25 protein-coding genes are annotated in these 24137 nt (G+C 69.3%); 8 read left to right on the forward strand and 17 right to left on the reverse strand.

What is annotated here, in order from left to right; translation table 11 throughout:
• The first annotated feature begins 64 nt into the window (after positions 1-64).
• A complete protein-coding gene (locus LY12_RS14145) occupies positions 65-556 on the forward strand; it encodes a DUF6932 family protein (protein WP_253856774.1) in 492 nt (163 codons plus the stop codon).
• Positions 550-1428, forward strand: a complete 879-nt coding sequence (locus LY12_RS14150) for a hypothetical protein (RefSeq protein ID WP_253856776.1) — start codon at positions 550-552, stop codon at positions 1426-1428. The genes LY12_RS14145 and LY12_RS14150 overlap by 7 nt, the downstream gene beginning before the upstream one ends.
• Positions 1429-1943: 515 nt before the next feature.
• On the opposite strand, the gene thpD is transcribed toward LY12_RS14150, so the two are convergent.
• The 6 genes from thpD to LY12_RS26120 all read right to left on the reverse strand — a co-directional run bounded on the left by thpD (position 1944) and on the right by LY12_RS26120 (position 6729).
• Positions 1944-2876 (reverse strand): ectoine hydroxylase, encoded by a 933-nt coding sequence (gene thpD, locus LY12_RS14155; protein ID WP_253856778.1) that lies wholly within the window; start codon positions 2874-2876, stop codon positions 1944-1946.
• Between the two features lie 194 nt (positions 2877-3070).
• A complete protein-coding gene (locus LY12_RS14160) occupies positions 3071-3463 on the reverse strand; it encodes an ectoine synthase (protein WP_183782553.1) in 393 nt (130 codons plus the stop codon).
• A gap of 191 nt (positions 3464-3654) precedes the next feature.
• The gene (gene ectB, locus LY12_RS14165; RefSeq protein ID WP_253856780.1) at positions 3655-4908 is read right to left on the reverse strand and encodes a diaminobutyrate--2-oxoglutarate transaminase; all 1254 of its coding nucleotides are present in this window, start codon (positions 4906-4908) and stop codon (positions 3655-3657) included.
• A gap of 60 nt (positions 4909-4968) precedes the next feature.
• Positions 4969-5508 carry a diaminobutyrate acetyltransferase gene (gene ectA, locus LY12_RS14170; RefSeq protein ID WP_253856781.1) on the reverse strand — a complete coding sequence of 180 codons (540 nt, stop codon included), beginning with the start codon at positions 5506-5508 and terminating at the stop codon, positions 4969-4971.
• Between the two features lie 304 nt (positions 5509-5812).
• Entirely contained in the window at positions 5813-6130 is a 318-nt protein-coding gene (locus tag LY12_RS14175) for a helix-turn-helix domain-containing protein (RefSeq protein ID WP_253856782.1), read from the reverse strand.
• Positions 6058-6729 (reverse strand): type II toxin-antitoxin system RelE/ParE family toxin, encoded by a 672-nt coding sequence (locus LY12_RS26120; RefSeq protein ID WP_308292115.1) that lies wholly within the window; start codon positions 6727-6729, stop codon positions 6058-6060. Before LY12_RS26120 ends, LY12_RS14175 begins: the two co-directional genes overlap by 73 nt.
• On the opposite strand from LY12_RS26120, the gene LY12_RS14185 reads away from it, so the two are divergent.
• A complete protein-coding gene (locus tag LY12_RS14185) occupies positions 6650-7219 on the forward strand; it encodes an HhH-GPD-type base excision DNA repair protein (RefSeq protein WP_253856784.1) in 570 nt (189 codons plus the stop codon). The genes LY12_RS26120 and LY12_RS14185 overlap by 80 nt on opposite strands.
• A 93-nt stretch (positions 7220-7312) precedes the next feature.
• On the opposite strand, the gene LY12_RS14190 is transcribed toward LY12_RS14185, so the two are convergent.
• The 3 genes from LY12_RS14190 to LY12_RS14200 all read right to left on the reverse strand — a co-directional run bounded on the left by LY12_RS14190 (position 7313) and on the right by LY12_RS14200 (position 9917).
• Positions 7313-8179: a hypothetical protein gene (locus LY12_RS14190; protein WP_253856785.1), complete on the reverse strand. Its 867-nt coding sequence runs from the start codon at positions 8177-8179 to the stop codon at positions 7313-7315.
• Positions 8176-9288, reverse strand: a complete 1113-nt coding sequence (locus LY12_RS14195) for a hypothetical protein (protein ID WP_253856787.1) — start codon at positions 9286-9288, stop codon at positions 8176-8178. Before LY12_RS14195 ends, LY12_RS14190 begins: the two co-directional genes overlap by 4 nt.
• Positions 9289-9404: 116 nt before the next feature.
• Positions 9405-9917, reverse strand: coding sequence for a mycothiol transferase (locus LY12_RS14200; protein ID WP_301302504.1), 513 nt, complete (start codon positions 9915-9917; stop codon positions 9405-9407).
• A gap of 50 nt (positions 9918-9967) precedes the next feature.
• Here LY12_RS14200 and LY12_RS14205 point away from each other — a divergent pair, with 50 nt between their 5' ends.
• A complete protein-coding gene (locus LY12_RS14205) occupies positions 9968-10771 on the forward strand; it encodes a hypothetical protein (protein WP_253856789.1) in 804 nt (267 codons plus the stop codon).
• A gap of 4 nt (positions 10772-10775) precedes the next feature.
• Here LY12_RS14205 and LY12_RS14210 read toward each other — a convergent pair whose 3' ends face one another.
• A complete protein-coding gene (locus LY12_RS14210) occupies positions 10776-11954 on the reverse strand; it encodes an ROK family protein (RefSeq protein WP_308292116.1) in 1179 nt (392 codons plus the stop codon).
• 94 nt (positions 11955-12048) lie between these two features.
• Here LY12_RS14210 and ggh point away from each other — a divergent pair, with 94 nt between their 5' ends.
• The gene (gene ggh, locus LY12_RS14215; RefSeq protein ID WP_253856791.1) at positions 12049-13407 is read left to right on the forward strand and encodes a glucosylglycerate hydrolase; all 1359 of its coding nucleotides are present in this window, start codon (positions 12049-12051) and stop codon (positions 13405-13407) included.
• A 116-nt stretch (positions 13408-13523) separates the two neighbouring features.
• Here the strand turns inward: ggh and LY12_RS14220 are convergent, their stop codons facing one another.
• From LY12_RS14220 to LY12_RS14235, 5 genes are all read right to left on the reverse strand, one after another.
• Positions 13524-14780 (reverse strand): DUF445 domain-containing protein, encoded by a 1257-nt coding sequence (locus LY12_RS14220; RefSeq protein ID WP_253856793.1) that lies wholly within the window; start codon positions 14778-14780, stop codon positions 13524-13526.
• A 178-nt stretch (positions 14781-14958) separates the two neighbouring features.
• The gene (locus tag LY12_RS14225; RefSeq protein WP_308292117.1) at positions 14959-15714 is read right to left on the reverse strand and encodes an Abi-alpha family protein; all 756 of its coding nucleotides are present in this window, start codon (positions 15712-15714) and stop codon (positions 14959-14961) included.
• 59 nt (positions 15715-15773) lie between these two features.
• Positions 15774-15929 (reverse strand): hypothetical protein, encoded by a 156-nt coding sequence (locus LY12_RS26365; protein WP_504967630.1) that lies wholly within the window; start codon positions 15927-15929, stop codon positions 15774-15776.
• Between the two features lie 319 nt (positions 15930-16248).
• Positions 16249-16860, reverse strand: coding sequence for an alpha/beta hydrolase (locus tag LY12_RS14230; RefSeq protein WP_253856795.1), 612 nt, complete (start codon positions 16858-16860; stop codon positions 16249-16251).
• Entirely contained in the window at positions 16857-17822 is a 966-nt protein-coding gene (locus tag LY12_RS14235; RefSeq protein ID WP_253856797.1) for a ring-cleaving dioxygenase, read from the reverse strand. Before LY12_RS14235 ends, LY12_RS14230 begins: the two co-directional genes overlap by 4 nt.
• 186 nt (positions 17823-18008) lie before the next feature.
• On the opposite strand from LY12_RS14235, the gene LY12_RS14240 reads away from it, so the two are divergent.
• Positions 18009-18470 carry a MarR family winged helix-turn-helix transcriptional regulator gene (locus LY12_RS14240; RefSeq protein WP_253856804.1) on the forward strand — a complete coding sequence of 154 codons (462 nt, stop codon included), beginning with the start codon at positions 18009-18011 and terminating at the stop codon, positions 18468-18470.
• A 70-nt stretch (positions 18471-18540) separates the two neighbouring features.
• Here LY12_RS14240 and LY12_RS14245 read toward each other — a convergent pair whose 3' ends face one another.
• Positions 18541-19707, reverse strand: a complete 1167-nt coding sequence (locus LY12_RS14245) for a DNA polymerase III subunit beta family protein (RefSeq protein WP_253856806.1) — start codon at positions 19705-19707, stop codon at positions 18541-18543.
• A 175-nt stretch (positions 19708-19882) separates the two neighbouring features.
• Between LY12_RS14245 and LY12_RS14250 the strand changes: the two genes are divergently transcribed.
• Positions 19883-21406, forward strand: a complete 1524-nt coding sequence (locus tag LY12_RS14250) for an IucA/IucC family protein (protein WP_253856808.1) — start codon at positions 19883-19885, stop codon at positions 21404-21406.
• Positions 21407-21620: 214 nt separating this feature from the next.
• Entirely contained in the window at positions 21621-22916 is a 1296-nt protein-coding gene (locus tag LY12_RS14255; protein WP_308292129.1) for an MFS transporter, read from the forward strand.
• Between the two features lie 239 nt (positions 22917-23155).
• On the opposite strand, the gene LY12_RS14260 is transcribed toward LY12_RS14255, so the two are convergent.
• Positions 23156-23938: a metal-dependent hydrolase gene (locus LY12_RS14260; RefSeq protein WP_253856810.1), complete on the reverse strand. Its 783-nt coding sequence runs from the start codon at positions 23936-23938 to the stop codon at positions 23156-23158.
• Between the last annotated feature and the right edge of the window lie 199 nt (positions 23939-24137).

Genomic DNA, 24137 nt, shown 5'->3' on the forward strand with positions numbered 1-24137 from the left:
TCCGTGGCGGCTGATAAGTTCGCTGAGCCGCTTCGGCGCTTCGTCGGCGATGTAAGGAACGTGGATGCCGCTCCCATACTGGACACCGGACAACGTTCTGCCTCCGGGACGACACCCCGCCGACCTGTCCGATCTCTACGAGAGGTTCGTGTGGGACGCCCCGCACCGCAACGAGCGCGAGGTGCTGTTCAGTGCACTGTCCGGCTACCTCGGCGTCGTCGGTGGTCTCATCCCTTCGGGCAGGGCCTGGGTCTCCGGGGAGATAGCCGTTCGCTCCGAGAACGTTCCGCGGGACATCGACGTGCTGCTCATCCCGGACGAGTGGGGAAGCCTGAAACGTCTCACCGGTCCCGCGCGTGAGGCACTGTACGGGATGCTCACGCTCAACGGTGTGATCGCGGAGCAGCCCGCGATGTACCTGGACCGGGTCCGCCCGATGAGCGGCCTGCTCGACGGGTTCCTGTGCCGGCCCGGCGACGAAGAGGCGTGGGAGCCGACGTGGGCGCGTGGTCCGATCCACGGGATGTTCAAGGGATTCGCGGAGGTGACGTGGTGAGTTTCGAGGACATCGCCGATGCGATTCCCGGCGGCACCTGGCTGGACGATCTGGCGCGCGCTTCCGCCCGCGCGGCGAACGCGAAGTTCGAGCGGCCGAGCCGGTCGGCGCTGCTGCGGGTGTCGATGCTCGATTCGCCGCGCATGGACGCCTACGCGTTCTCCGACATCAGCCGCGCGTTGCAGGACGCGACCGCGAAGGTCGGCCACATCGTCCGCAATCCGCAGGGCGAGATCACCTACGTCCAGCCCGCGGACCGGGAGAAGGCGCCGTTGTTGCAGCGTGGCCAGGCGGGCAACGCGTTGTTCTTCGGTTTTCCCGAAACGTCCGACCCGGACGCGCTGATCAACGACGGCATCGAGACGCTGTCGGAGCGGGCGGTGAAGGAGCTGTGCGACTTCCTGCCGATCAACGGTTCCGACGACGGCGCACTCGACGCGGTGCTGTTGCAGCGGGACACGATCCGCAACGCGGTGAGCGACGTCGTCAACGCCGTCACCAAGACCTCCAGCCTGGGCCTCACGCTGACGCCGACGTCCGGTGAGGAGGTCACGCGCAGCATGACCACCGAGCAGGCACGCGTGTTGCACAACAGCCTGCGGGAGTCGCGTGAGGACGTCGGCTACGAGACGGTCACCGGCAGGCTCGACGGCGTACGAACCCGCAGGCGGATCTTCTACCTCGAACGCGACACGGGCAGCACGATCCAGGGTGCGGTCGTGCCGGATCTGCTCGACCAGATCAAGGTGAACCTCGACCGGCCGGTCACGGCTCGGCTGCGGGTGGTCCGCACCACCACGATCGACGGCCGCCGCGGACGCCCCGTGTACGAGCTGCTCGACATTCACGGCGAGACGAGCCTGTTCGACTGATCGCATCCGGACGTATCCGGACGCACCAGCCCGGCATTCGCAAACCGGAGAATCCGGACTCGCGCGGAATCTCGCCGGGAGACGGAAGCGGCGGCGGGCGCACGGAAATCGGGGACCGCGCAGAATCGGTGACCGCGCAGAAATCGGCCGCGAGCAGGAAAAGTGCGGATCGGGAACGGCGGATCCGGAACAGAATACGGCCCCGTGCCATCAGTCCCGATCTGATGGCGCGGGGCCGTACTCCTCGTTCCTCGCCGCCTCCACCGCGGACACGCGGCGCCCACCCCGAGCAAAAGGAGTCACCAAGCCGCTGGGGGACGACTGCCCCATCACTGTGCGATGGGGTGGCGACACGGTAACAGGCTGCGCAAGGTTGAACACACCCACCCCCGCGTGCAACCTGTCGCCGATGGCGGTGCCGCCGCCTGTTCTGTTCTGTCAATGGTTCAACCGGTCACCGGTGCCTGCTCCGGCCGGTGCAGTGTCGACGGCGCGGCGCGCACCGGTGCCGTCGCTCACCGGCTCAGTGGGGCGGTGTCGCGGGCACCGATGAACGAGGGCCGCGGGCTGCTCGCCGCGAACGGCTCGACCGGCGCGTTCTCCACACTGTTGAACACGAGGAAGATGTTCGACCGCGGATACGGCGTGATGTTGTTGCCCGACCCGTGCATGATGTTGGAGTCGAAGAACAATGCCGATCCGGCCGGCCCGGTGAACTGGTCGATACCACAGGATGCGGCGAGCTTGGTGATGTCGTCCTCGCGTGGAACGCCGACCTCCTGCTCCTTCAGCGACGCCTTGTAGTGGTCGTCGGGCGTTTCGCCGAGGCACTGCACGAATGTCCGGTGCGAGCCGGGCATCACCATCAGGCCGCCGTTGTACGGGTAGTTGTCGGTCAGTGCGATCGAGCAACTGACGGCCCGCGGCCGTGGCATGCCGTCTTCGGCGTGCCACGTCTCGAAGTCCGAGTGCCAGTAGAAGCCGTTGCCGCGGAAACCGGGCATGTAGTTGACCCGGCTCTGGTGCAGATACACCTCGGAACCGAGGATCTGCCGCGCCCGATCGAGGATGCGCTCATCACGCGCGAGCCTGTCGATCAGTTCGCTGATGCGGTGGACTTCGAAGATCGACCGCACTTCCCCGGACGACTTCTCGGTGACGACGCGCTCGTCGCTCTTGAGGCCACTGTCCGACGAGAGCCGCACCAGTTCCTGCCAATAGCCCTGCACCTCGGCGGGCGTGATCAGTTCTTCCAGGATGGTGTAGCCGTTGCCGGCGTGGGCGGCGACCTCGTCGCTGCCCAGCGGACCGTCTGCGGCGGCACCCCACACGGTGGGGTCCGGCCGATCGAGCAGTTGCGGTTCCCCGGCGCTCAGTCGCGTCGGGTAGGCGTCCGTTCCGCCGTTCGAGTCGGCGTCGCGGAAGGACGCATCGATGTTCTGGGACATACCGGAAATTCGGTCCGCAAGAGTCACGTTCTCCTCCTACGAATCTCGCACTCTCTGGTGTTCTTCGGTGACTGTTCCTCTCGTGAGACGCGAAAAACCCGGCCGGGCGAACGTCGTGGTGTCACGACGCCTCACACCCGCCGGGTTCCCGCGGAGCTTTCGGATTACGCCACCGGCAGGCGGTGACGCAGTTATCAGTCCTCTTCGACGATCAGCGGGTAGACGCCGTTCTCGTCGTGGACCTCCCGGCCGGTGACCGGCGGGTTGAACACGCACACGGTCTTCATCTCGGTCCGCGGGCGCACCTGGTGCTTGTCGGCGTTGTTGAGCACGTAGATGGAGCCGGGCCGCAGCTGGTGGACCTCGCCGGTCGCCTTGTCCTCGACCTCGCCCTCACCCTGGGTGATGAAAACGGCCTCGATGTGGTTGGCGTACCAGAAGTCGTTCACGGTGCCCGCGTAGAGCGTGGTCTCGTGTACGGAGAAGCCGAGCTTGTCCTTGGCGAGGACGATGCGCTTGCTTCGCCAGTTCTCGGTCTTGATGTCGGCTTCGGTGTCCGTGATGTCGTCGATGGTGCGGACGAACAAGGCGACTCCTCGGGTCGGGGTTGATCGGGTGGTACTGGAGATTGTGCTCGAAGCGATGCCGCGCGGCCGCCGGGGTCACGATGATTCACCGCCCGGGACGCAGGAGTCACGTTCCGGGCGGTGAATCACCGATTCGGGCTCTGGGTCGGCGAGGCTGCGCCGCCGGCGCGCCGGTGCCGGCTGCGAGGGCGTCAGCGGGTCAGCACCGATTCGACGGATTCGGAGATGATCTCCAGGCCCTTGTCGAGTTCCTCGTCGGTGAGCGTCAGCGGCGGCAGCAGCTTGACGACCTCGTCGCTCGGACCGGACGTCTCCAGCAGCAGACCACGGTCGAACGCCGCAGCGGCGACCTTGCCCGCGGACTCGCCGCTGCCGAACTCGAGGCCGCGCGCGAGACCGCGACCCTTGGCCATGAGCTCGGCGTCCGGGTAGTCCTCGACGAACTTACGGAACGTGGCGCCGATGCGCTCGCCCTTCTCCTTGGTCGACTTCTCGAGTTCGTCGTCGGACCAGTAGGTGCGCAGCGCGGCGGCCGCCGTGACGAACGCCGGGCTGATGCCGCGGAAGGTGCCGTTGTGTTCGCCGGGCGACCAGACGTCGAGGTCCGGCCGCACGAGCGTGATCGCCATCGGCAGGCCGTAACCGCCGATGGATTTGGAAAGGCAGATCATGTCCGGCTCGATTCCGGCCTCTTCGAAGCTGAAGAACGGACCGGTGCGGCCGCACCCCATCTGCACGTCGTCCAGGATCAGCAGGATGTCGTGCTTCTTGCACAGGTCGGAAAGGCCCTTGAGCCATTCGAGCCGCGCGGCGTTGATGCCGCCCTCGCCCTGCACGCTCTCGACGATCACGGCGGCGGGCTCGTTGAGCCCCGAGCCGGAGTCCTCGAGGAGGCGCTCGAAGTAGAAGAAGTCGGGGAACTCGCCGTCGAAGTACTTGTCGAACGGCATCGGCGTGGCGTGCACGAGCGGGATGCCCGCGGCGCCGCGCTTCATCGAGTTACCGGTCACCGACAGTGCGCCGAGGGTCATGCCGTGGAAGGCATTGGTGAAGTTGATGACCGACTCGCGGCCGGTCACCTTGCGCGCCAGCTTCAGCGCGCCCTCGACGGCGTTGGCGCCGCCGGGCCCGGGGAAGATGACCTTGTACTCCATGTTCCGCGGCTGCAGGATCTGCTCGTCCAGCGACTCAAGGAAGTCACGCTTCGCCGACGTGAACATGTCCAGCGAGTGCGTGACGCCGTCGCGGGAGATGTAGTCGATCAGCGCCTGTTTCAGCGCCGGGTTGTTGTGCCCGTAGTTCAGGGCACCGGCGCCGGCGAAGAAGTCCAGGTACGGCTTACCGTCCTCGGAGTAGATCCAGCTGCCCTGGGCCTTGTCGAAGACCACGGGCCAGCCGCGGCTATAGCTCCGCACCTCGGACTCGAGCTTTTCGAAGATGCTCACTTGTTTTCAGCTCCTGCTTTTCAGGCAAATCTCGGGTTGTACCGGCTCGCGCCGGGCGATTCAGTCGGCGGGCGCTGCCAGCGGGCCGACGCGGAACAGATCCTCCGGTTCGTGCGGCTCCGGGAATTCGGCCGCCGCAAGGAACTCGGACCGTTCCAGCGTCGCGTCCCAGCGCTTCGCGAACGATGTGAACAGCCGGATGGACGCGTCGTTGTCCGGGGTGATGGTGGTGTCGAGGTAACGAACACCGTTGGGGATCGCCCGCTCGAACAGCGCGTCCAGCATCTTTCCGGCAAGACCTCGGCCTCGTTGGGAATCGTCGACGGCGACCTGCCAGACCAGCAACGAATCGGGCGTCGCAGGCCTGCGATAGCCCATCACGAATCCTACGGGTTCCCCGTCGGCACGGGCGACGACAGATGTGTCGGCGAAATCACGGCACCACAGCAAGTAGGCGTAGGACGAGTTCAAGTCCAGTTTTTGTGAATCACGCGCTATTCGCCAGAGGGCCGCGCCGTCATCCGCCGCTGGTGGTTCGATCACCACGTGGCCCGCCGAATCATTATCGCCGTTGGCACGCTTTGTGTGCTTTCCGGACATATTCAAGCAATCTAACAGGTCTGCGTTCCGGTATCAGCATGCAACGCGCTCGATCACCCGATTAACCTGCAACAACGCAGAAACGTGCGTGATGATGGCGACAGCGAGCTACCGATCACGACTCCGGCTGTGCTAAGACACGGCGGTACTCGCGACCTTCCCCGGCGGTGGCCGCCCTGGTTGCGGCGTCGCCGGACAGTCACCGCACAGCACGTTAGTGGCACTCGCCGCCCGACGCGAGAGGCCGAACGGTGACAACTTTGCGTGAGCTCGCTGTCACTGCCGGTGCCGGATCGTCCGGGCGTCAGGCAATGGCAGCGATGTCCCCGTCGTCGAAATAGATCGACTGGTGAAGTCGGCCACCCAAGGCTGTGGCGTAGCGTGCGAGAACGTCCTGGCCGGCAATCTTTCCCTGCTCGATCTGGGATACCCGCCCCTTGGTGACCCCCATTCGGTCCGCGACATCATGTTGGGTCAGGCCGCGGTTGCGACGAATCTCGGCGAGCCGGTGGCCCTGGACAGTGGCGAGTAGCTCCTCCTTGCCGGCGGCTACCGCGTCCTCACCCCCGGCGCGCTCGACATGAGCGGCACGGACATCCCGCCAGTTCGTGTACCCCGCCATCGCCATCCCTCCTCGCGTTGCCGTTCCCTTCGGTATCGCTCGTATCGCTCTTCGGCCAAGGGGATCGCATCGCGATACCAAGCCTGCCACCTGCCTGCCTTGTCGCCTGCCACCGGCAAGACGCTCGCGCGCCACGGGTCGAATGCGAAGAGAATCCGCACAGACCCCGGACGCAGCTCCTTCGAATTGCCACGTCGCGAGCCCGCGATCGTGTCGACAAGCGGTCGCCCCAATCCAGGCCCTCCTGCCGCCAAAGCGTCGATCGCCTGCACAACCCTGGCGTGTGTCTCATCGTCAAGCTCCTGGATCCACTCGAGCACCTCATCGACGACGTACACGTCCCATTCATGGTCTCCCACCTCGACGAGTATAGCAATAACTAAACTTGACAAGCGCCTCTCGTACCGACCTCGGACACGTCCTGCCACACTGCGGACCCGGTGCACTGGTGCCGCAGCAACCTGCAGACGGCGACGCACGCGTGCCGCTGTCACCGGCGTTGCGTGCGAAAATGGCGCCATGTCCACGCTGCACCTCACCGGCGACGCCGACGCCGACAAGCTGCTCTCCGAAGACCCGTTCGCCCTGCTCAGCGGCATGCTGCTGGATCAGCAGGTGGCCATGGAGGTGGCTTTCGCCGGACCGCGGAAGCTGCAGGAACGGATGGGCGGTTTCGACGTCCACAAGATCGCCGAGATGGACGTCGACTCGTTCGTCGAGTTGTGCGTGGCCAAGCCGGCGATCCACCGCTACGGCGCGTCGATGGGCAAGCGGCTGCACGCGCTGGCCCGCTACGTCGTGGACCACTACGACGGGAACACGGCCGAGCTGTGGACCTACGACGACCCGGACGGCAAGGAAGTCCTCAAACGGCTGAAGGCGCTGCCCGGATTCGGCGACCAGAAGGCACGCATTTTCCTGGCGCTCCTGGGCAAGCAGCGCGGCGTGCAGCCCGACGGCTGGCGCGAGGCGGCGGGTGCGTACGGCGACGAAGGGGCACGCCGCTCCATCGCCGACGTCGTCGACCCGGGAACCCTCGCCGAGGTGCGCGACTTCAAGAAGGCACAGAAGGCCGCCGCGAAGAAGTAGACGCTCAGGACCCGGCTTGGGGGTATCCGATCGGATACCCACCGGCGCCCGGTCCGAGGTCCCCGCGGGCACGGACCGGGCGCGGGTTGATCGTCAGGGTTCGCGTCGGCAGCTGTGTGGGTCACGCACGCAGTCGTGGCGCCGCGGAACCCGATCCTCGGCGCTGTGCATGTCGTACTCCACCTTGTGCCGTGACCACGCCGTCGTCTCGAACGCCGGTTGCCCACGCGGCGGAACCACGAGCCGCCCCTGCTCACCGCGGTAGGAGTAGTCGATCCGCAGCCGCCACGTGCAGTGGCAGGTCTCGGTGGAGGCCTTGACGAGCAGCCGTTCCGCAACGCCCTGCTCGATGTAGCGGATCCGGCCGTCGGTGCCGTAGGGCCGCGGCTCGCCACCGTCGCGCCGCACGAGCGCGGGCACCTCCCCGCCGCCCCGGTCGAGCGGGATGTCCACGAGCAGCGCCTCCATGTCGCCGCCCTGCGGGTCGGCGACGTACGCCGTGCCGGAGAGCGGCTCGCGGCGCTGTTCGACGACGGCCGTGAGTCCTTCGATGACGATCCGTGCGGACCGGTTGCTGTGCAGCTTCACGACGTGGCCCGACGTGCCCATCTGCGCACCCGAGGAACTGATCCGCTCGAACACGTCCCAGTCCGCAGGAGCCGTGATGACCTCGTCGGTCGCCCAGTAGACGCCGGCGAGCAGGTCCGGCTTCGCCTCACCCTCGACGGTGAGCGGCTCCTCGCCGACCAGGTCGCGGCCGTGGTCGTGCAGCCACGGCAGCACCCCCGGGATCGCCGCGGCCGTCGCGAGCAGCGTCACCCCGCCGACGACGAACGCCTTCGTCCAGGTGAACCCGGCCCTGACCTTCGCCCACGCCGCCTGCCACCAGCGCTGCTGCGACGACGGTTGGGGCCGCATCCGCGCTCCCGCCATGCCGCGCCGGTTCCTCGCCCCGCTCACGACGTCGTCCTCGCCGTCTCCGCGCCCGCGGCATCGGTGTCTGCCGTTCCCGCGATGCCCGCCGAATCCGGCGGATCGGCGGCGGCTCGGCTGTCGGCGGCGGCTCCGTCAGCGGGGTCGGCTCGGCCATCGGGGTCGGGAGGTTCGTCCGCGCGCGCCTCCGTGCCGGGTCCGAGCAGGAACGCCAGCAGCAGCAACAGCACGGCGCCGACGGCGGCCAGGTAGGCGCGGCCCGCGACGATCGGTTCGGCATCGACGGCGGGGCGGCTGAAGAAACCCGCCGGATCGGCGAGCACCCATCCGTTGATGCTCAGCACATAGCTGATCGCGAACGTGCAGAACAGCCCGATGACGCGCCACACGCGCCGGGCCGCTCCCGACGTCGCCAGGGTGCCGAGCAGGCTCCCGAGGACGAGCACGAGTCCGATGCGATAGACCGTGCGCCAGCCGGCCACGACCGTGGGCAGGTCCCACCGCCCTTCGATCGCGAACCACTCCAACGACAGCGACAGCACCGCCAGTGGCGCGGCGACCGCGACAGCGACCCAGCTCAGTGCTGCTCGCACCCGCGGTTTCGGGCTCCCCGGCCGGGAACGCGCGACGGTGAACCCGCCAGAGGTGCTCGCCGCGGCGACGGCCGTGCCCGCGCTGATCAGCAGCAGGCCGAGGACGTACAGCACGGCGCCCTGCATCGGCACGACCGTGATCGGCACGTCCGGTGCGACCATGGGGATCCGATCCGGCGCGACCGTTCCGATCGCGCCGAGCAGCGCCGACCTCGGGGGCTGCCAGCCGGTCCACAGCACCACCATCGGCATCGCCGATCCGAGCATCACGGCGGCCGCGGCCGTCAACAGGGAGGATCGCCGCGCGGTCACGAATCCCACGCCCGCGAGCACACCCGTCAACACGAGCAGTACGGCGACCACGGGGCCGTACCCGGCGATGGCCGTCACCGGCATCTCCAGCGAGTCCGCCGCGATCTCGGCCCGCAACCACGGCAGCGTCAGCGCGGCCGTGGCCAGTCCGGCGCCGGTCCCGCTCACGGCGATGCCACCGATCCACCCCGGCGTCACGGTCAACGACACGGCCCGCTGCTCCGTCGACATGTCGACCGACCTCCACGACACTCCGCATTCCGGCACGGAGAGCTTAAAGGTCAGCGGTCACTCCGGGTGCCGGATTCGCCGCAACTCGGCGGATGCCGACAGGTGCCCGCGGCTCGTCACCGCCGCAGCAGGATGCCGCGGATGAACTCGGCTTGCCCCGCGTGCTGCATCGTGTCGCCGACGACGCTGACCAGCCGCACGCCCAGCGTGGTCGGCGGATTCCAGGACTCGTCGACGACCACGTCGAGGTCCGGATCGGTGATCCCGGCGATGTAATCGACGGTCTGGGCGTACACCGCCTCGTGGTAGCCGACGAGCAGCTCGGGATCGGACACCCGGACGGCGGCGACGTCCGAGCTGGAATGGCCGTAACCGATGTCGCCGGGCGGAAACGGCAACCCGAAGCGGTCGAACCAGCCGTCCGCGGTCCAGCACTGCTCGCGACCCGCGACGTCGGCGACGTGGTCGTCCTGCACCCGCGTCAGGTGCCACACGAGCCACCCGATCGAGTTGGCTTCGGGGTCGAGGCGTTCGGCGAGCGCGTCGGCGTCCAGTCCCTCGACGACGTCCCGGATGATTTCTCGGACCCGCCCGAAGGCGTCGGTCAACAGCTCGGCACTACTTCCCATACCTGCGATTGTGTTGGCGATCCGGCCTGTTCGCCTGGTACCAACAGGACATGGACCCGACGGAGGAACGGTTCCGCGCGCTGGCGCGGTCGGCGCCGTGGCGGTGGCACTCGCTGCGGTTCACGACCGGCGCACGCCGCGCGGCCGAGGAACGGGCGGTCCACACCGTGCGCGCGTACGTGCGCAAACCCGGCAGGCTCCGGGTCGAGAGCCTCGACGGCACCGTTCTCCAGCGCGACACCGACCCCGACGTCACCGAACCGCCCGCCGTCGACCGGGACTCCGACGGACTCCTCTTCGACGCCGCCGACCGGGTGCCCGCGGTGCGGTTCGACTTCGAACCGCCGATGTACCAGGACTACCACTGGGTCGCGATGCTCGACCCGTACGAGCTCGCCGACGGCTGCGACGACGACGGCACCCCGGCGCAGGGCACGGAGATCCTGGACCTCGCGGCCGTGGAGCACCACGACCGGCCCGCCTGGCAGGCGCGGCTGCGACCGACCCGGTTCTACGATCCGCGCTGCGGCTGCTGCCCGCTGCTGTACTCGGCCGAGTCCGAGGCGGCCGAGGACCACGAACCGCCGCGGGGCACGGTGTTCGCCGACGCCTATGTGGTGCGGCTCGACGTGGCCACCGGCGTGTGCGTCTTCTCCGAGGACGTCGGCGGGACGCGCTCCGGGCAGGGACACGACGTGACGATCGAGGGCGTGGACGAGGACATGGCCGACGAGCTGTTCGGCAGCCCGCGTTCGCGGGGGCGCCGGTTCCGGGCCTACGCCGCCGGCAGGCCGGACATGCGCAACGTCACGGCGTACCGCGACGACGCCGGCCCGGGGCTCCACGGCGACTGACCCCTCACCCCGATCCGACCCTGCTGTCCACACTGGACGGGGAAAGCAACTCGTCGGCCACGAGTCCCGCCAGGCCCGCGAACGCGCCGTGGTCGCCGAGCCCGGAGGGCCCGATGTCGAGCCCGCGCAGCGCGCTCGTGTGGGCGTTGGCCTCCACCGTGCCGCGCAGCGCGTCCAGAAAGGGCGCCAGCACGCCGACCGCGCCGCCGACGCGCACGTGCCGTGGGTTGACGATCGTGACGACCGTCGCCAGTACCGTGCCGACGAGCCGCCCCGCCTCGGCGGCCGCGCGCACGGCCTCGCCGCGGCCGGCACCGACCCGGCGCACGACGTCGTCGATCGAACGCACCCCGGATTCCCGCAGCTGCCGCACGAGCGCCATACCGCTGGCGCTGGCCGCCACGCAGCCGTTCCGGCCGCAGGCACACCGGCGGTCGTCGCCCTCGATGCGCATGTGGCCCATTTCGCCCGCCGTGCCGCTCTGACCACGGTGGATGCGCCCCGACACGATGACGCCCGCGCCGATACCGGTGCCGACCTTGACGCCGACGACCGTGGAATCCGGTCTGCCCATCGCGCAGTAGTCGCCGAACGCGAGCGCGTTGGCGTCGTTCTCCAGCAGCACGGGCACGCCGAACGCGTCGGCGAACGGTTCGCGCAGTGGGCGCGCGTTCCAGCCGGGCATGGTGGGCGGGGCGACGGTGACGCCGCGGTCGTGGTCGATCTGCCCGGGAAGTGACAACGCCAGTGCCCGCAGGGTGTCGCCGCGGCCGGTGCGGTCGAGCAGTTCGCGGCCCGTGCGCAGCAGCAGCGGGACGACGTCGTCGGGACCGTGCCGCGCAGGCAGCCGGTGGTCGCCGCGAGCGAGCACGGTTCCCCGCAGATCGGTCACGGCCAGCGCGGCGTGGCTCTGTCCGAGGTCGACGGTCAACGCGGTGGGGGTCTCTACGTCGACCTGAAGCACCTCGGCACGCCTGCCGCCGCTCGACCGCCGGCGGCCACCGGCGCGCACCAGCCCGTGGCGGCGCAGCACCTCGAGTCGTTCCACCATCGTCACGCGCGACAACCCGACGCGTACCTGCAGTTCCTGCCGCGTCAGCGGGCCGTGCGCGCGCAGCACCGCGAGCACGTGTCCCGGCGACGTCGCACTCGGGGTGTTCTCCCGCTCGTTGGTCACGACCACGTTGACAATCGACCTCCCGGATACTTATGTTAACCGAACTGACAAAAGTACGTAACGCGGCGCGTTGTCGACACATCTCTGCTCAGGAGGCCCGGTGACCACCACCGCCACCGGCAACCGCGTCGCCCACCGGCCGACGAGTCTCGCCGCCCGCGCCGCCACGGTGCTGCGGGACAACGACACCGGCTCACTCGTCACGGCCTCACCGCGGCTGTATCCGCACATGTGGAGCTGGGACGCGGCGTTCATCGCGATGGGCCTCGCCCACATCGACGTGCACCGCGCCGTGCGGGAACTGCGCACCCTGCTGGCGGCCCAGTGGCACGACGGCATGATCCCGCACATCGTGTTCACCGGCGACGACGACTACTTCCCCGGACCGGACCGCTGGGGTACCGACGACGCACCACAGCGCCCGCGCGACGTGCGCACCTCCGGCATCTGCCAGCCTCCGGTGCACGCGATCGCGCTGCGCCGCATCATCGACACCGCCCGCCGGACGTCGAAGGCCGACGCCGCGATCGCCGAGGACTTCGCCAGGGACGCGTGGCCGTCACTGCGGCGCTGGCACCGGTGGATCGCCCGGCACCGCATGTCCGGGGCCCGCGGCCTGGTGACGATCGTGCACGGCTGGGAGTCCGGAATGGACAACTCGCCGCGGTGGGACGCGCCGTACCTTGCCGTACGGCCGGGCGCCGACCTGCCGCCGTACGTGCGACTCGACGTCCTGAAGGTCGACGACCCCGGGCAGCGGCCGAGCGACGACGAGTACGACCGCTACCTGTGGCTCGTCGAGCAGCTGCGAAGGGCCGGCCATCAGCCCGACCGGGTCGTCGAGACATCCGCGTTCCTCGTCGGCGACGTGTTCGTCACGGCCGTGTTCGCACTGGCGAGCGAGACCCTGGCCGACCTCGGCGCCGAACTCGGCGCACCGGCCGCGGAGATCGCCGAGCTGCGCAAATGGGCGGGGCAGGCCCGCGACGCGACAGCCCGGAGCTGCCACCCCGAGACCGGCAAGGCCCGCGACTTCGACGTCCACGCCGGCACCTGGCTCGACACGGATTCGCTCGCGGCCTTCTCCCCGCTGCTGTGCGGAGGTCTTCCCGCGGCGGCCGAGGAACGGCTCGTCGCCACGCTGGACGGCCCCGCCTGGTCCGGCCACCCCGACCTGATCGCCGCCGTGCCGCCATCGGTGTCGCCGCACTCCGAGGACTTCGACCCGCGGCAGTACTGGCGCGGTCCACAGTGGCCGGTTCTGATCTGGCTGTTCGGCTGGGCGTTCGGCCTGCGCGGCTGGGAGCGGCACGCTAGCGAGTTCCGCGCCCAAGGCGTACACCTGGCTTCCGACGGATCGTTCGGCGAGTACTACGAACCGTTCACCGGCGAACCCCTCGGCAGCCCGAACCAGTCGTGGACGGCCGCCGTCGTCCTCGACTGGCTGTGCAGCGTGTAACCCACCCCAACGCCGTGTTGCGCTTCCAGGGGACCGTGTTGCAGTTTCAGGGGGCCGAGTTGCGCTTCCCGGGGCCGAGTTGCGTCCGCCTGCCACCGGCCCGGCAACGGTCGTGGTCAGCCCGTCAGCAGGAGCACGAGCTGGACCTGGAGTTCGCCGCACAGACCGCCGAGCAGCGCGCCGGTGAGGATCAGGATCCACTCGTCCTGCTGGAACGCCGGGCGCAGCAGTCCTTCGAACTCGGCGTCGTCGAGATCCCGCATCTTGGTCACGAGCGTGCCGCGAATGTCCATGGCGTCGGCGGCGTAGGTCTCGACATAGCGCAACGTGTCGGGCAGCCGGGTCATCACGGACTCGGCGATCCGGTCTTTGAGCGCGCCGTACCGCCCACCGCCCATGGCCAGCAGCACCAGCGGTTTCGCGACACCGGTGTGCCGCTCCAGCTCGGCGTCCACCTGGCGTTCGATCATCGTCAACACCCGATCGGACATCGGCCCGCGCAACACGGCATCGATGACGTTGCGCGGCGTGATGATCTCGGTGGCGATCAGATCGGCGTAGGAGTCGGTGACCTCGTCGCGACGCTTGAGGAACAGGCCCTGCCACGTCACTCCGAAGTACTTCCGCGGCCGCAACGGCCGGAAGATCATCTTCAGGGCCAGCCAGTCGGTGAACCAGCCGATGAACAGGCCGAAGACCGGCATGATCAGCGGCACGCGCAACAACAGCCACACGACCATCTGCACCACGCCGATCAACGCGCCGAACAGCAGGCCCGACCGGGCGATGAACCGGAACTCCTTGTGCCCCGCCTCCTGGAAGATGCGGTTCAGCAGCGTCTTGTCCTTGACCAGGTGTGTGACGACCATGTCCTTCAGGTCGAACACGGAGTCCACATCGGCCTTCACCCGGTCGATGACCTTGGCGACCATGTGCGGCGCCTGCTCCTGCACTCGGCGGATCACCAGCCGCCTGCCCCGCTCGGGCAGTCGCTCCCACAGACCGGGCTGGTACCGCTCGGCCACGTCGGTGACGATCTCCTCGATCGCCTCCCGGAGTGGCGCCTCGATCTCCTTGCCGATGCGCTCCGGGTCGAGACGCTGGACGATGTCGCGCGGCGAGATCAGCTGCTCGGTCATGGTGTCGACCGCGATACCCGCCATCCGCGCGGCCCGCCTCGGGACGATGCCCTGCCACCCGAGCAGCGGCCTGCCCCGGCGCCGGATCCCGACGAAGTCGATCGGTTCGAACATCATGCGGATCGCGACCAGCTTGGTCACCCAGCCGATCAGCGCAGCGACCAGCGGAATCGAGGTGTAGACAGGCCAATACCGCACGAAGTCGTCGAGGATCCCGTGCAGGTACTCGCCCATCGATCACCGCCGCGCGTCGAACGAACCAGCTGCACCGGCACCGTCACCGGCGCAGGCGCGCATGATCACACGACCAGGCGACTCACCGCCAGAGCACCACACCCGTGCCGGTGTGGTGGAGCGCAGCCGTCGTCACTGCTCGCGGGCGAGAGGCTTCACCGCGTGCCGCCGACGGACGTCACGGCGCGCAGGCGAGCCAGAAGTTGACGCCCAACGGCGTGATCCGCAGCGCACCACGGGTGATCCTCGGGCGTTTGACCAGGTCCTCGGCCTTCCGCACCGTCTCGTCGGTCATCAGGATCTCGTACTGGGTTGCCAGGTCGGTGCGCTCGTCGTCGACCTCGGCGAGTCCGAACGAGACCAGCCGCGAGACGTACACCGGCACGTGCGCCGTCGCCGACACCCCCGCCGTCTTGCCGATCGTCGACGCGTTCCGCAGCACGACCCTGCCCGTCTTGCGCTCGGCGATCTGGACCACCGGGTAGTCGGCGCCGTCGGACAACACCGACAGGATGCGGGCCTCGTCCGGCGTGAGCTGCCGCAGGATCGACGCGTACAGGTAGTCGCGCGCGGCCTCGCGGCTCAGATGTGTCGACCGGTTCAGCAACGCAGCCATCCCCGCCCGCAGCGGATCGGTCGGCAACGGCACCGCGACGGCCGTGGACGAACTCTTCGGGCCGGAACCGTTCTCGCTGTGCCCGGCCGCGGACTCCTCACCCGGAGGCGTGGCGGGCAGCTCGGTCAGTTCGAGCAGCCTGCGGTTACTGGCACCCTCCATCCGCCGGTGAAGCTCGGTGAGCGCCTTCTGTTCGAGGTTGCGCAGCGAGCGTTCCGCACCGTCCGCCCCGGGCAAGCGTTTGCCCAGCGAGTAGCCCGTCCGCGCCGCCCATCCGGCCAGCCTGCCCGCGCGCTGCATCAACTCGTCCGCTTCCACACACCCGATGCTACTGGGCGGGAACAACGGGACTGATGATCACCGCCCGTTGCCGCCGGCTACCGCACCGGCACCTGCCCGAGACCGCCGCAGTTCGGGCACGGCCCCTTGCGGTTCGGGGTCAGCCCAGAGCCGTGGCAACGCGGACAGTCGACCATGTCGCCGACCTTCATCGCGTGCACCTCCCACCGATGTCGGTTCCGGAAGACACGCACTGTAGAACGAATCGGAATAATCCGGTGCCGCCGACGGGACCAGTCTGCAAGTTGCGAATCCCACGGAGAGTGACGAACTCGGCTGCCCGGACCAGCAGCGGCACCGGCGAACGGACGCCCTCACGCCCTGCAGCCCGCGTCACCCAGGCGTCGAAGGCGTGAGCGGGCAATACCCGTCACGCGGCGTCGCAATCCCACTCGACGACGTAATCGTTCCGCGACGGCCGCACATCGGCGCCGGGCACATCGACACCCCCGCGCATCGACACCCCTGCGCATCGGTGGTCGCCGGATCGTCGCCACCCGCAGGTCACGCGGTTCAGGCCGAGAGCCATTGCCTGGCGGATTCGAGACCGTCCGCGGTGATCTGGTGTCCACCGGGGTGCCAGTACTCGGTCACCTCCGCACCGCGCTCGCGGAAGGTGCGCACCAGTCGCTCACTCGAATCGAGCGGCGCCATGGGGTCGTGCCTGCCGTTCGCGAGGAACACCCGCCGCCCGTGAAGATCGGTTTCGGGCGGCTCGGGCAGTGGTGACATGCTGGAGAACAGCACCACCTCACCGAGCACGTCCGGCCGCAGGAGCGTCACCGCGGCGGCGATGTTCGCACCGTTCGAGAAGCCCGCCGCCACCAGGCGGCGTCCCGCGAGGCCGTACCGGTCGCGAGCCGCTTCGACGAATGCGGCCAGCTCGCCCGCACGAGCGACGACGTCCTCGACGTCGAACACTCCCTCGGCGAGCCTGCGGAACCAGCGCGCCGCGCCGTTCTCCGAGACCGGCCCTGCCGGCGCGATCATCGTCGAGGAGGGGCTGAGTTCCTTGCCGAGCGCGAGAATGTCGTCCGGGGTGCCGCCGGTGCCGTGCAGGAGCAGCAACACCGGCTCGGCCTGCGCGCCTTCGACGTACCGGTGGTCGAGCTCCGGGGCCGTCATGCCCGCACCGGGTTGTTCTCGGCGGGCAGTTCCAGTTGCGGCAGTGCGCCGGCGATCTGCTCCCGCGTCGGTTCGAGCCACGGTGGCAGCTTCAGGGCCCTCCCGAGCTCGAGGAGCGGCTCGTCGATGTCGAAGCCGGGCCCGTCGGTCGCCACCTCGAGCAGCACGCCACCCGGTTCGCGGAAGTAGATGGAGCGGAAGTACTGCCGGTCGAGCACCGACGTGACGCCGACGCCCGATCCCACGAGCTCCTCACGCAACGCCAGCTGCTCGGCGTCGTCGTCGGCTCGCCACGCGATGTGGTGCACCGTGCCGCCCGCGACCACGCCCTTCGGCGCGTCCGGCGTGACCTCGACGTCGACGAACGCCCCTGGACCTCCGTCGCCTGCCCGGAACCGGAACCGGCCGGAACTCTCTCCCGCGAGCGAGAGGCCGAGGGCGTCGGTGAGCATCGCTGTCGTCGCATCCGCCGAGGTCACGGACATGGTCACCGAGTGCAGCCCGCGGACCGCGTGCTCGGCGGGCACGAACGGGGTGTCCCACGGTGCGCGCGGGTCGGGTTGCTGGTGAGCGACGAGGGCGAGCTGCAACCCGTCCGGGTCACGGAAGGTGAGCGCTTCCTCGTCGTCACGCGTCACGACCGTGCCCGGCCCGACGCCCGACGCTTCGAGGTGCTGTTTCCACCAGCCGAGCGAGTGCTCCGGAACGGAGAACGCCGTCGTCGTGGCCTGGCCGGTGCCGATACGCCCGTTCGGCACGCCACGCCACGGGAAGAACGTCAGCAGCGTGCCGGGCCTGCCGGCCTCGTCGCCGTAGTACAGGTGGTAGGTCTCCGGATCGTCGAAGTTGACGGTCGTCTTCACCAGCCGCAGCCCGAGCGTGCGCAGGTAGAAGTCGACGTTGCGCTGCGGATCGCCACCGATGGCGGTGACGTGGTGCAGGCCGCTGGTCTCAAAGCCCATGGCGATCTCCTCCGAACTCGATGCGGTCGACGCTATCCGGAAAATCTCTCGCGTGCAAGACATATTCTGTCAAGATTCCTATAGGCAAGACTCTTCGTCATAAGAAGCATCCTTGCTAGAGTCATCGGCGCGAGAGTCATCGCAGCGAGAATCTTTGGCCGGAATCGGCATGTAGGGTGGATCACCGTGACGACAGAGCCGGACGACGACGAAATCGTGACCTGGTGGGGCCTCGTGATCGAGGGCTACCTGGCCACCCAGGACCGACTGATGGGCGAGATCGCGCAACGCTTCGACCTTCCGCCTGCCTCGTTCGACATCCTGGTACGACTCGTTCGCTCACCGGATCACCGACTGCCGATGACCCGCCTCGCGAAAGAAGCCGCGCTGTCGAGCGGTGGGTTCACCAAGGTCGCCGACCGCCTCGTGGCCGCCGACCTCATCGAACGGATACCCAGCGCAGAAGACCGCCGCGTCACGTATGCCCACTTGACCGATCACGGCCTCGAGGTGGCGTCGAACGCGCGCAAGGCGTGCGCCGACATCCTGCGCGAACGCGTACTCACACCGCTGGGGCAGCGTTCGTCCGAGGAACTCGCCGAGGCCATGCGCACTCTCCGCAGCGTCAACGGCCCTAACCCCGCGTGACCGCCGAGCCACCGCGACCGGCTCCGGCCGCCGCGGCAGGCACCACCGACGACAGCCGGAACCGGCCACGTCAGACCTCGACCGGCGGTTCGACGGGCATCGCGTGCGTGGCGAGGTCGCCCTCGTCGGCCGACCGCACCGTGACCGGGGCCGAAGGACCCCGGATGTCGAGCATCACGTCCGGCCCCACGGCCGTCGCCACGGCGGGATGCAGCACCACGGCCGCGAACCACACCTCGGTGTCGGCACCGTCCACCGTGGCCGCGACGACACGCTCGGCCGCCCCGTCCGCACCACTGCAGGCCCCGGCGTCGGGTTCTGCATCGGGTCCGGCGGCGGGTTCCGCCAGGACACATTCGCCGTCGCGGACGCGCAGGCGAATCGTCGGCGCGACGTGACTCTCGATCGCGTGCAGCAACGCTCGCTTGGCGACGACCACCCGCGTCACGGGGTCGGCCAGACCGCTCAGCAACGCGTGGTGGTCGGGGAACTCGCCCCCGAGCAGTCCACAGCGGACGTCATCGGCCACATTCCGGTCTCGCACGTTCCTGCCTCCCGCGTTGCCGCCACCGCTGTCCACCACGCCGTGGAACCGCACCCCGTCCGGCAACGCCTCGAGCCGCACGAGGTGCCTGCGGCGGAGCTCGCCGAGTACGCCCCGCAGGTCGGCCCCGCTGACCGTCGCCGCCCACTCGGCACCGGACAGCTCCTCCGGCACGAGCGTGCGGGTGGCCAGCCGGTACCGGTCGGTGGCCGTCAGCGTGAGCGAGTCGCCGCTCACCTCCACCCGCACCCCGGCGATCGCCGGATAATCCTCCGCGACACCGGTCGCGACCAGGACCTGGTCGACGGCGGCTGCGAACACGGGCCCCTTCACGGTCACGAGCGGCACCACGTCCTGCCCTGTCAGTGCCGCCTTCACCTCGACCGCCAGCCGACGCGCCGCATCCGCCCGCGCAGCCAGCGATGCCACGTGCTCGTCGATCATCCGTGCGGCGCGGGTCGGGTCGGCGGTCAGCACCTGTTCGACGGTCACGAGGGGCATGTCGAGCTCCCGCAGCCGCCGCACCGTGACGGCCCGTTCCAGCTGGTCGACGTGGTAGTAGCGGTACCCGGAGCCCGCGTCGACGTCGGCGGGGTGCAGCACGCCGGAGTCGTCGTAGAACCGGAGTGCGCTCGCGGTGAGACCGCTGCGGCGGGCGAACGTTCCGATGGGGATCAGTTCTGTGTCGGTCATGGCAACGATGCTGGGCTTTCAGGCAACTCGAAGGTCAACTCCCGGCTCTGGCGGAACCCGCCGGACGGAGCACACCCTCGTGGTCACGAACCGTGGTCGGAGGATCACCCCACCGTGGGCCGACGATTAAGGTAAGACTACCCTTACAACGACGCCGATTCCTTCGAGGTGGTCCGTGACCGTCGCCCCGCGGCCCTATCCGCGTGCGCAGCAGGCCACGATCCGGCGTCTGCTCAACGCGTACCTGCGGGAGAACGGGTTCCACGAGATCGCCGAGGGGCCGTTGACCGTGCCGCTGCCCGCCACCGGCGACGTCCTCCGGGTGACGGTCACCTATGCCTCACCCACCGGCCACCACGACTACGCCGACACCTCGCCACGCGTGATCGACACCGTCCTCGGCGAACTGGCGGGCCGCACCGGGTTCGCGGGTGCCCGGGTGCTCCGCGCGCAGATCGACGGCAGCATCGACCGCACGGCCCGATACCTCGCACAACCCCGGCAGCGCCGAGAACGAGATCGGGCCGACGATCCGCACCGCGATTCCGAGCAGAGTGTCCTGTTCGGACACCCGTTCCATCCCACGCCGAAGAGCGCCGAGGGCTTCAGCGACGCCGACGTCGACGCCTTCGCACCCGAACTCGGCGTCTCGTTCGAGCTGCCCTACGTCGGCGTGGCACGACGCCTCACCCTGACCGAGGGCGACGTCACCGTTCCCGCCGACGTCGCGGCAAGCGTGCCCGACGGCTACGTGCCGCTTCCGATGCACCCGTGGCAGGCGCGGCACCTGCGGCGCAACCCTGCGGTGCGCCGACTCGCAGGCGAGGGCGCACTGATCGACCTCAGCGCGCACGGCGAGGTGTATCCCACGTCGTCCGTGCGCACCGTGTGCGATCCGGCCGCTGGCGTCGCTTGGAAGCTGCCGTTGCACGTGCGCATCACGAACTTCGTCCGCAACACGCCGGCCGAGCAACTGCGCCGCTCCGCCGACGCCACCCGCGCCGTCGCGCGCCTGCCCCGCTACGACGGCTTCGACGTCACGGCCGAGACCGGACTGCGCACACTCGACCCGGCAGCGGTGGGCGACGACCTGGCCGCCGAGATCAACGCCGTGTGCCGGGTCGCACCCGACCGGCAGGCCCGGGTCCTGGCAGGACTGCTCGACGAACCGGCCGTACTCGCCCGGCACGTCGAGCGTTCCGGCGACGTCGCGGAATGGCTGCGCCGGTACCTCCGGATCGCACAGCTTCCGTTGCTGACGGCGTTCGCCGACCACGGCATCGCCTTCGAGGCGCACGTCCAGAATTCGCTGCTGCGATTGGACACCGACGGCGCACCGGAGCGGTTCCTGGTGCGCGACATGGAGGGCGTGGCGATCTGCCGTGAGCACGCGGGCGAGCTGCCACCGGACAGTCCGGCCCTCCACGACGAGGAGGATGCGTGGCGCCGGCTTTGCTACCACGCGGTGACGAACCAGTTGGCACACGTCGTCCACGCCATCGGCAGGAACACCGCATCCGGTGAGTTACCATTGTGGACGGTTGCGGCCGCCGAACTCCGGCGTTCCGCGGTGGCCGAGCGCCTCCTGGAGTCCCCCGAACTCCCCGCTAAGGCCAACCTGCTGAGCCGGTTCACCCAGCGCGGCGAACGGCCCCACTACGTCCGAATCCCCAATCCACTGTGGATGGCGGCACGTTGACGGTCGGCGAAGCCCGGTCCTGAACGGCTCCCGGCCGACGTTCGCGGCGCAGGCGCCGGCAGGCCCACCCCACGCGAACCGCACCGGGCGGCCAACGCGAGAGACTGCACGGGTGAGCACCGACCGCACACCCCGAGATCCCGGATCCTCCCCCGACTCGCCGCGTGGGCTTCGCGCGTGGTTGGGAACAGGGCCGTGGGCGAAACTGCAGGGCATCGTCGTCGCCGGTTCGGCGGGCGAAGGGCTGATGCTGGCGACGATGCCGTTGCTGGCCGTGACTGTCACGACGGATCCGCAGGCGGTGTCGCTCGTGAGCGTCGTCGGCCAGTCGCCGTGGCTGCTGCTGTCGCTGCTGGCCGGTCTGCTGGTCGATCGTGTGCGCAGGACGAGCGTGCTGATGTACGCCTACGCGGTCCAGGTGGCGGCCGCCGCGGCGCTGGCGATCGTGGCCACATCGGACGCGCTCACGCTGCCGCTGCTGATGTGCGTGGCGTTCGCGATCACGTCCGCGCAGGTGCTGAGCGACGGCGCGAGCGGGGCGCTGCTGCCCACGATCATGGCGCGCGACGACCTGCCCGCTGCGAACGCCCGCCTCCAGGTGATCGACCGTGGTCTGGTGCAGTTCGTCGTACCGCCGTCGGCGGGCGCGGTACTGGCGATCGGGCTGGGCGCACCCGCCTGGGCGGCGTGCGCCATGGCGCTGCTGGCACTGCTGCTGAGCGCTCGGCTCCGCACAGCCGTGGAACCGAAGGCTGCCGTGGAATCGAGCGCTGCAGCCGAGCGCGGGCCCGCTGCCGCTCGGGAACCGGGCGCACGGGGCAATCCACTACGTGACATCGTCGAAGGACTGCGGTATCTGGTCGCCGCGCCGCTGCTGCGGTCGGTCACGATCACGGTCGCGCTCGGCTCGTTCGCCTCCAGTGGCGTGACGACGATGCTCGTGCTCTACGCGACCGAGGAGCTGGGCGTCGGCCGGTTCGGCTACGGCGCACTGCTGGGGTGTTTCGCCGTCGGCTGGGTCGTGACCTCGCTGTTCGTGGACCGGCTCGTCGCACGGTTCGGCTACGCGTGGGCGATGCGCTGCGCACAGACCACGGCAGCCGTGACGCCCGTGCTGATCGCCGTGGCCCCGCCGTGGCCGATGTTCGTGGGCGCGGTGCTGGTGGCGCAGTCGTCGGCCGTGCTGGTGTGGAACGTCTGCTCGCAGTCGACGCGACAGCGCTTCACGCCCAACCGCCTGCTGGGACGGGTCCTGACGAGCCACAAGGCGCTCGCCTGGGGACTGACGCCACTGGGTGCTCTCATGGGCGGATTCGTCGCGGCGCAGTGGAACCTGCGCGGCGTGTGGTGGATCGCCGCGATCATCCACGCCGTCGGCGCCGTGACCGTGTGGCGCACCATGACGCCTGCCGCCTTCCGGCAGACCGAACACGATCACGAGAGCGGCCGCGCGCAGGGTGACGATTCCGAGGGTGGCCATCGCGAGGACGGCACCGAAGCCAGAGCCTGACCCGACCCCGCGTAGCGCGATCCACCCGTGGTCCCACCCGCAACCACAGACGGGTCCGCCCGGAGCCGGTCCCGCGGGCAGACGGCAGGTGGGCCCACCACCGGCCTCCGGAACCTGCAACACGGTCCCCGGAATCCGCAACACGAGCCCCCGAACCCGCAACACGAGCCCCGAACCCGCAACACGAGCCCCGAACCCGCAACACGGTCCCCGGAATCCGCAACACGGGTTCGCGGGGGTCAGCCTTCGGCGGCGGGGGTGCCCGACAGCAGTGGTGCCACGAGGTCGATCAGCCACGGCAGCACACCGGGCAGCAACAGCACGGCGAGCACCGAGAACACCGGGAAGATGAGCTTGTTCTCGACGCCTTTTCCGGTGCGGAACCGCAGCAACGACGGCGGCCGCAACTCGTACCAGGTCTCACCCGCGATGGGCAGCGGGAACAGGAACGGGCAGCCGGACTCGGTCAGCGCATCGCCGAGGCAGTGCGTGACACAACCGACGGCCACCGCCAGCCCGAGCAGTCCGCCCATGGCTTCGAGTTCGGCGAGTGCGTGCGGGTTCACCTCCCACGCCCACCAGATCGCGGCCCCGCCCGCCACGGGCAGCAGCCAGTCACCGAGCGCGTCCTCAGCGAGCAGCAGTCCGAACACGACCGCGCCGGCCACGACCCACGCACCGCCCGCCTCGGTCCCCATGGCCACCGCGAATCCGAGCGCCGCCGCGAACAGCACCGTGTGGGACAGGTGCCGGTGCATGCCGCTGTGGTCCTCGTCGCGCGGGCCCTTGGTCACCGAATACACGGCCGACGATGCCGCGCGCAGCATCCGCGAGATGAGGCGGGTCAGCGGCCCCAGCAGTTTCGACGCGCGAGCCCCCGGATGGTCGAGGTCGGGGAGCAGCGCATAGCCCGCGGTCGTGGCGGCGAACACCAGTGTCTGCGCGAGCGAGGTGACGCCGGCGAGCGGTGCCACGGCGAGTCCGGCGCACCAGCCGGTGAGCGCGTGGGTGCGGCCCATCATCGGGGAGCGGTCCTCCGGTGAGTGTCGGGAGCAAGATCATCACGCAGTCTTTCGCACGCCTGCGGGCAGGTGAACGAGCCCCTACGAAAGTCCCGAATCGGCGTGCGAGGTAGGCAGGCGTGAACCACTCGGTGATACTGGCCGGGCTCGCCGGGTCGCGGCGCAGCGAGGGCGCGCCGGCGGCTCGGCGGGTGGACGT

Source organism: Prauserella alba (assembly GCF_024171735.1).
GTDB lineage: Bacteria > Actinomycetota > Actinomycetes > Mycobacteriales > Pseudonocardiaceae > Prauserella > Prauserella alba.

Bases quoted from the DNA above. Each gene is read 5' to 3' on its own strand.
- LY12_RS14260 (WP_253856810.1), bottom strand. From the start codon at position 23,938: ATGATGGGCCGCACCCACGCGCTCACCGGCTGGTGCGCCGGACTCGCC.
- LY12_RS14195 (WP_253856787.1), bottom strand. From the start codon at position 9,288: ATGTCGACGGAGCAGCGGGCCGTGTCGTTGACCGTGACGCCGGGGTGG.
- ectA (WP_253856781.1), bottom strand. From the start codon at position 5,508: ATGTCCGGAAAGCACACAAAGCGTGCCAACGGCGATAATGATTCGGCG.
- LY12_RS14235 (WP_253856797.1), bottom strand. From the start codon at position 17,822: ATGGGCTTTGAGACCAGCGGCCTGCACCACGTCACCGCCATCGGTGGC.
- LY12_RS14185 (WP_253856784.1), top strand. From the start codon at position 6,650: ATGTCCACGCTGCACCTCACCGGCGACGCCGACGCCGACAAGCTGCTC.
- LY12_RS14245 (WP_253856806.1), bottom strand. From the start codon at position 19,707: ATGACCGACACAGAACTGATCCCCATCGGAACGTTCGCCCGCCGCAGC.
- LY12_RS26120 (WP_308292115.1), bottom strand. From the start codon at position 6,729: ATGCCGCTGAGCAGGGCGAACGGGTCTTCGGAGAGCAGCTTGTCGGCG.
- LY12_RS14230 (WP_253856795.1), bottom strand. From the start codon at position 16,860: ATGACGGCCCCGGAGCTCGACCACCGGTACGTCGAAGGCGCGCAGGCC.
- LY12_RS14145 (WP_253856774.1), top strand. From the start codon at position 65: ATGCCGCTCCCATACTGGACACCGGACAACGTTCTGCCTCCGGGACGA.
- LY12_RS14220 (WP_253856793.1), bottom strand. From the start codon at position 14,780: ATGGGCGAGTACCTGCACGGGATCCTCGACGACTTCGTGCGGTATTGG.
- LY12_RS14175 (WP_253856782.1), bottom strand. From the start codon at position 6,130: ATGGCGGGGTACACGAACTGGCGGGATGTCCGTGCCGCTCATGTCGAG.
- thpD (WP_253856778.1), bottom strand. From the start codon at position 2,876: ATGTCCCAGAACATCGATGCGTCCTTCCGCGACGCCGACTCGAACGGC.
- LY12_RS14205 (WP_253856789.1), top strand. From the start codon at position 9,968: ATGGACCCGACGGAGGAACGGTTCCGCGCGCTGGCGCGGTCGGCGCCG.
- LY12_RS14200 (WP_301302504.1), bottom strand. From the start codon at position 9,917: ATGGGAAGTAGTGCCGAGCTGTTGACCGACGCCTTCGGGCGGGTCCGA.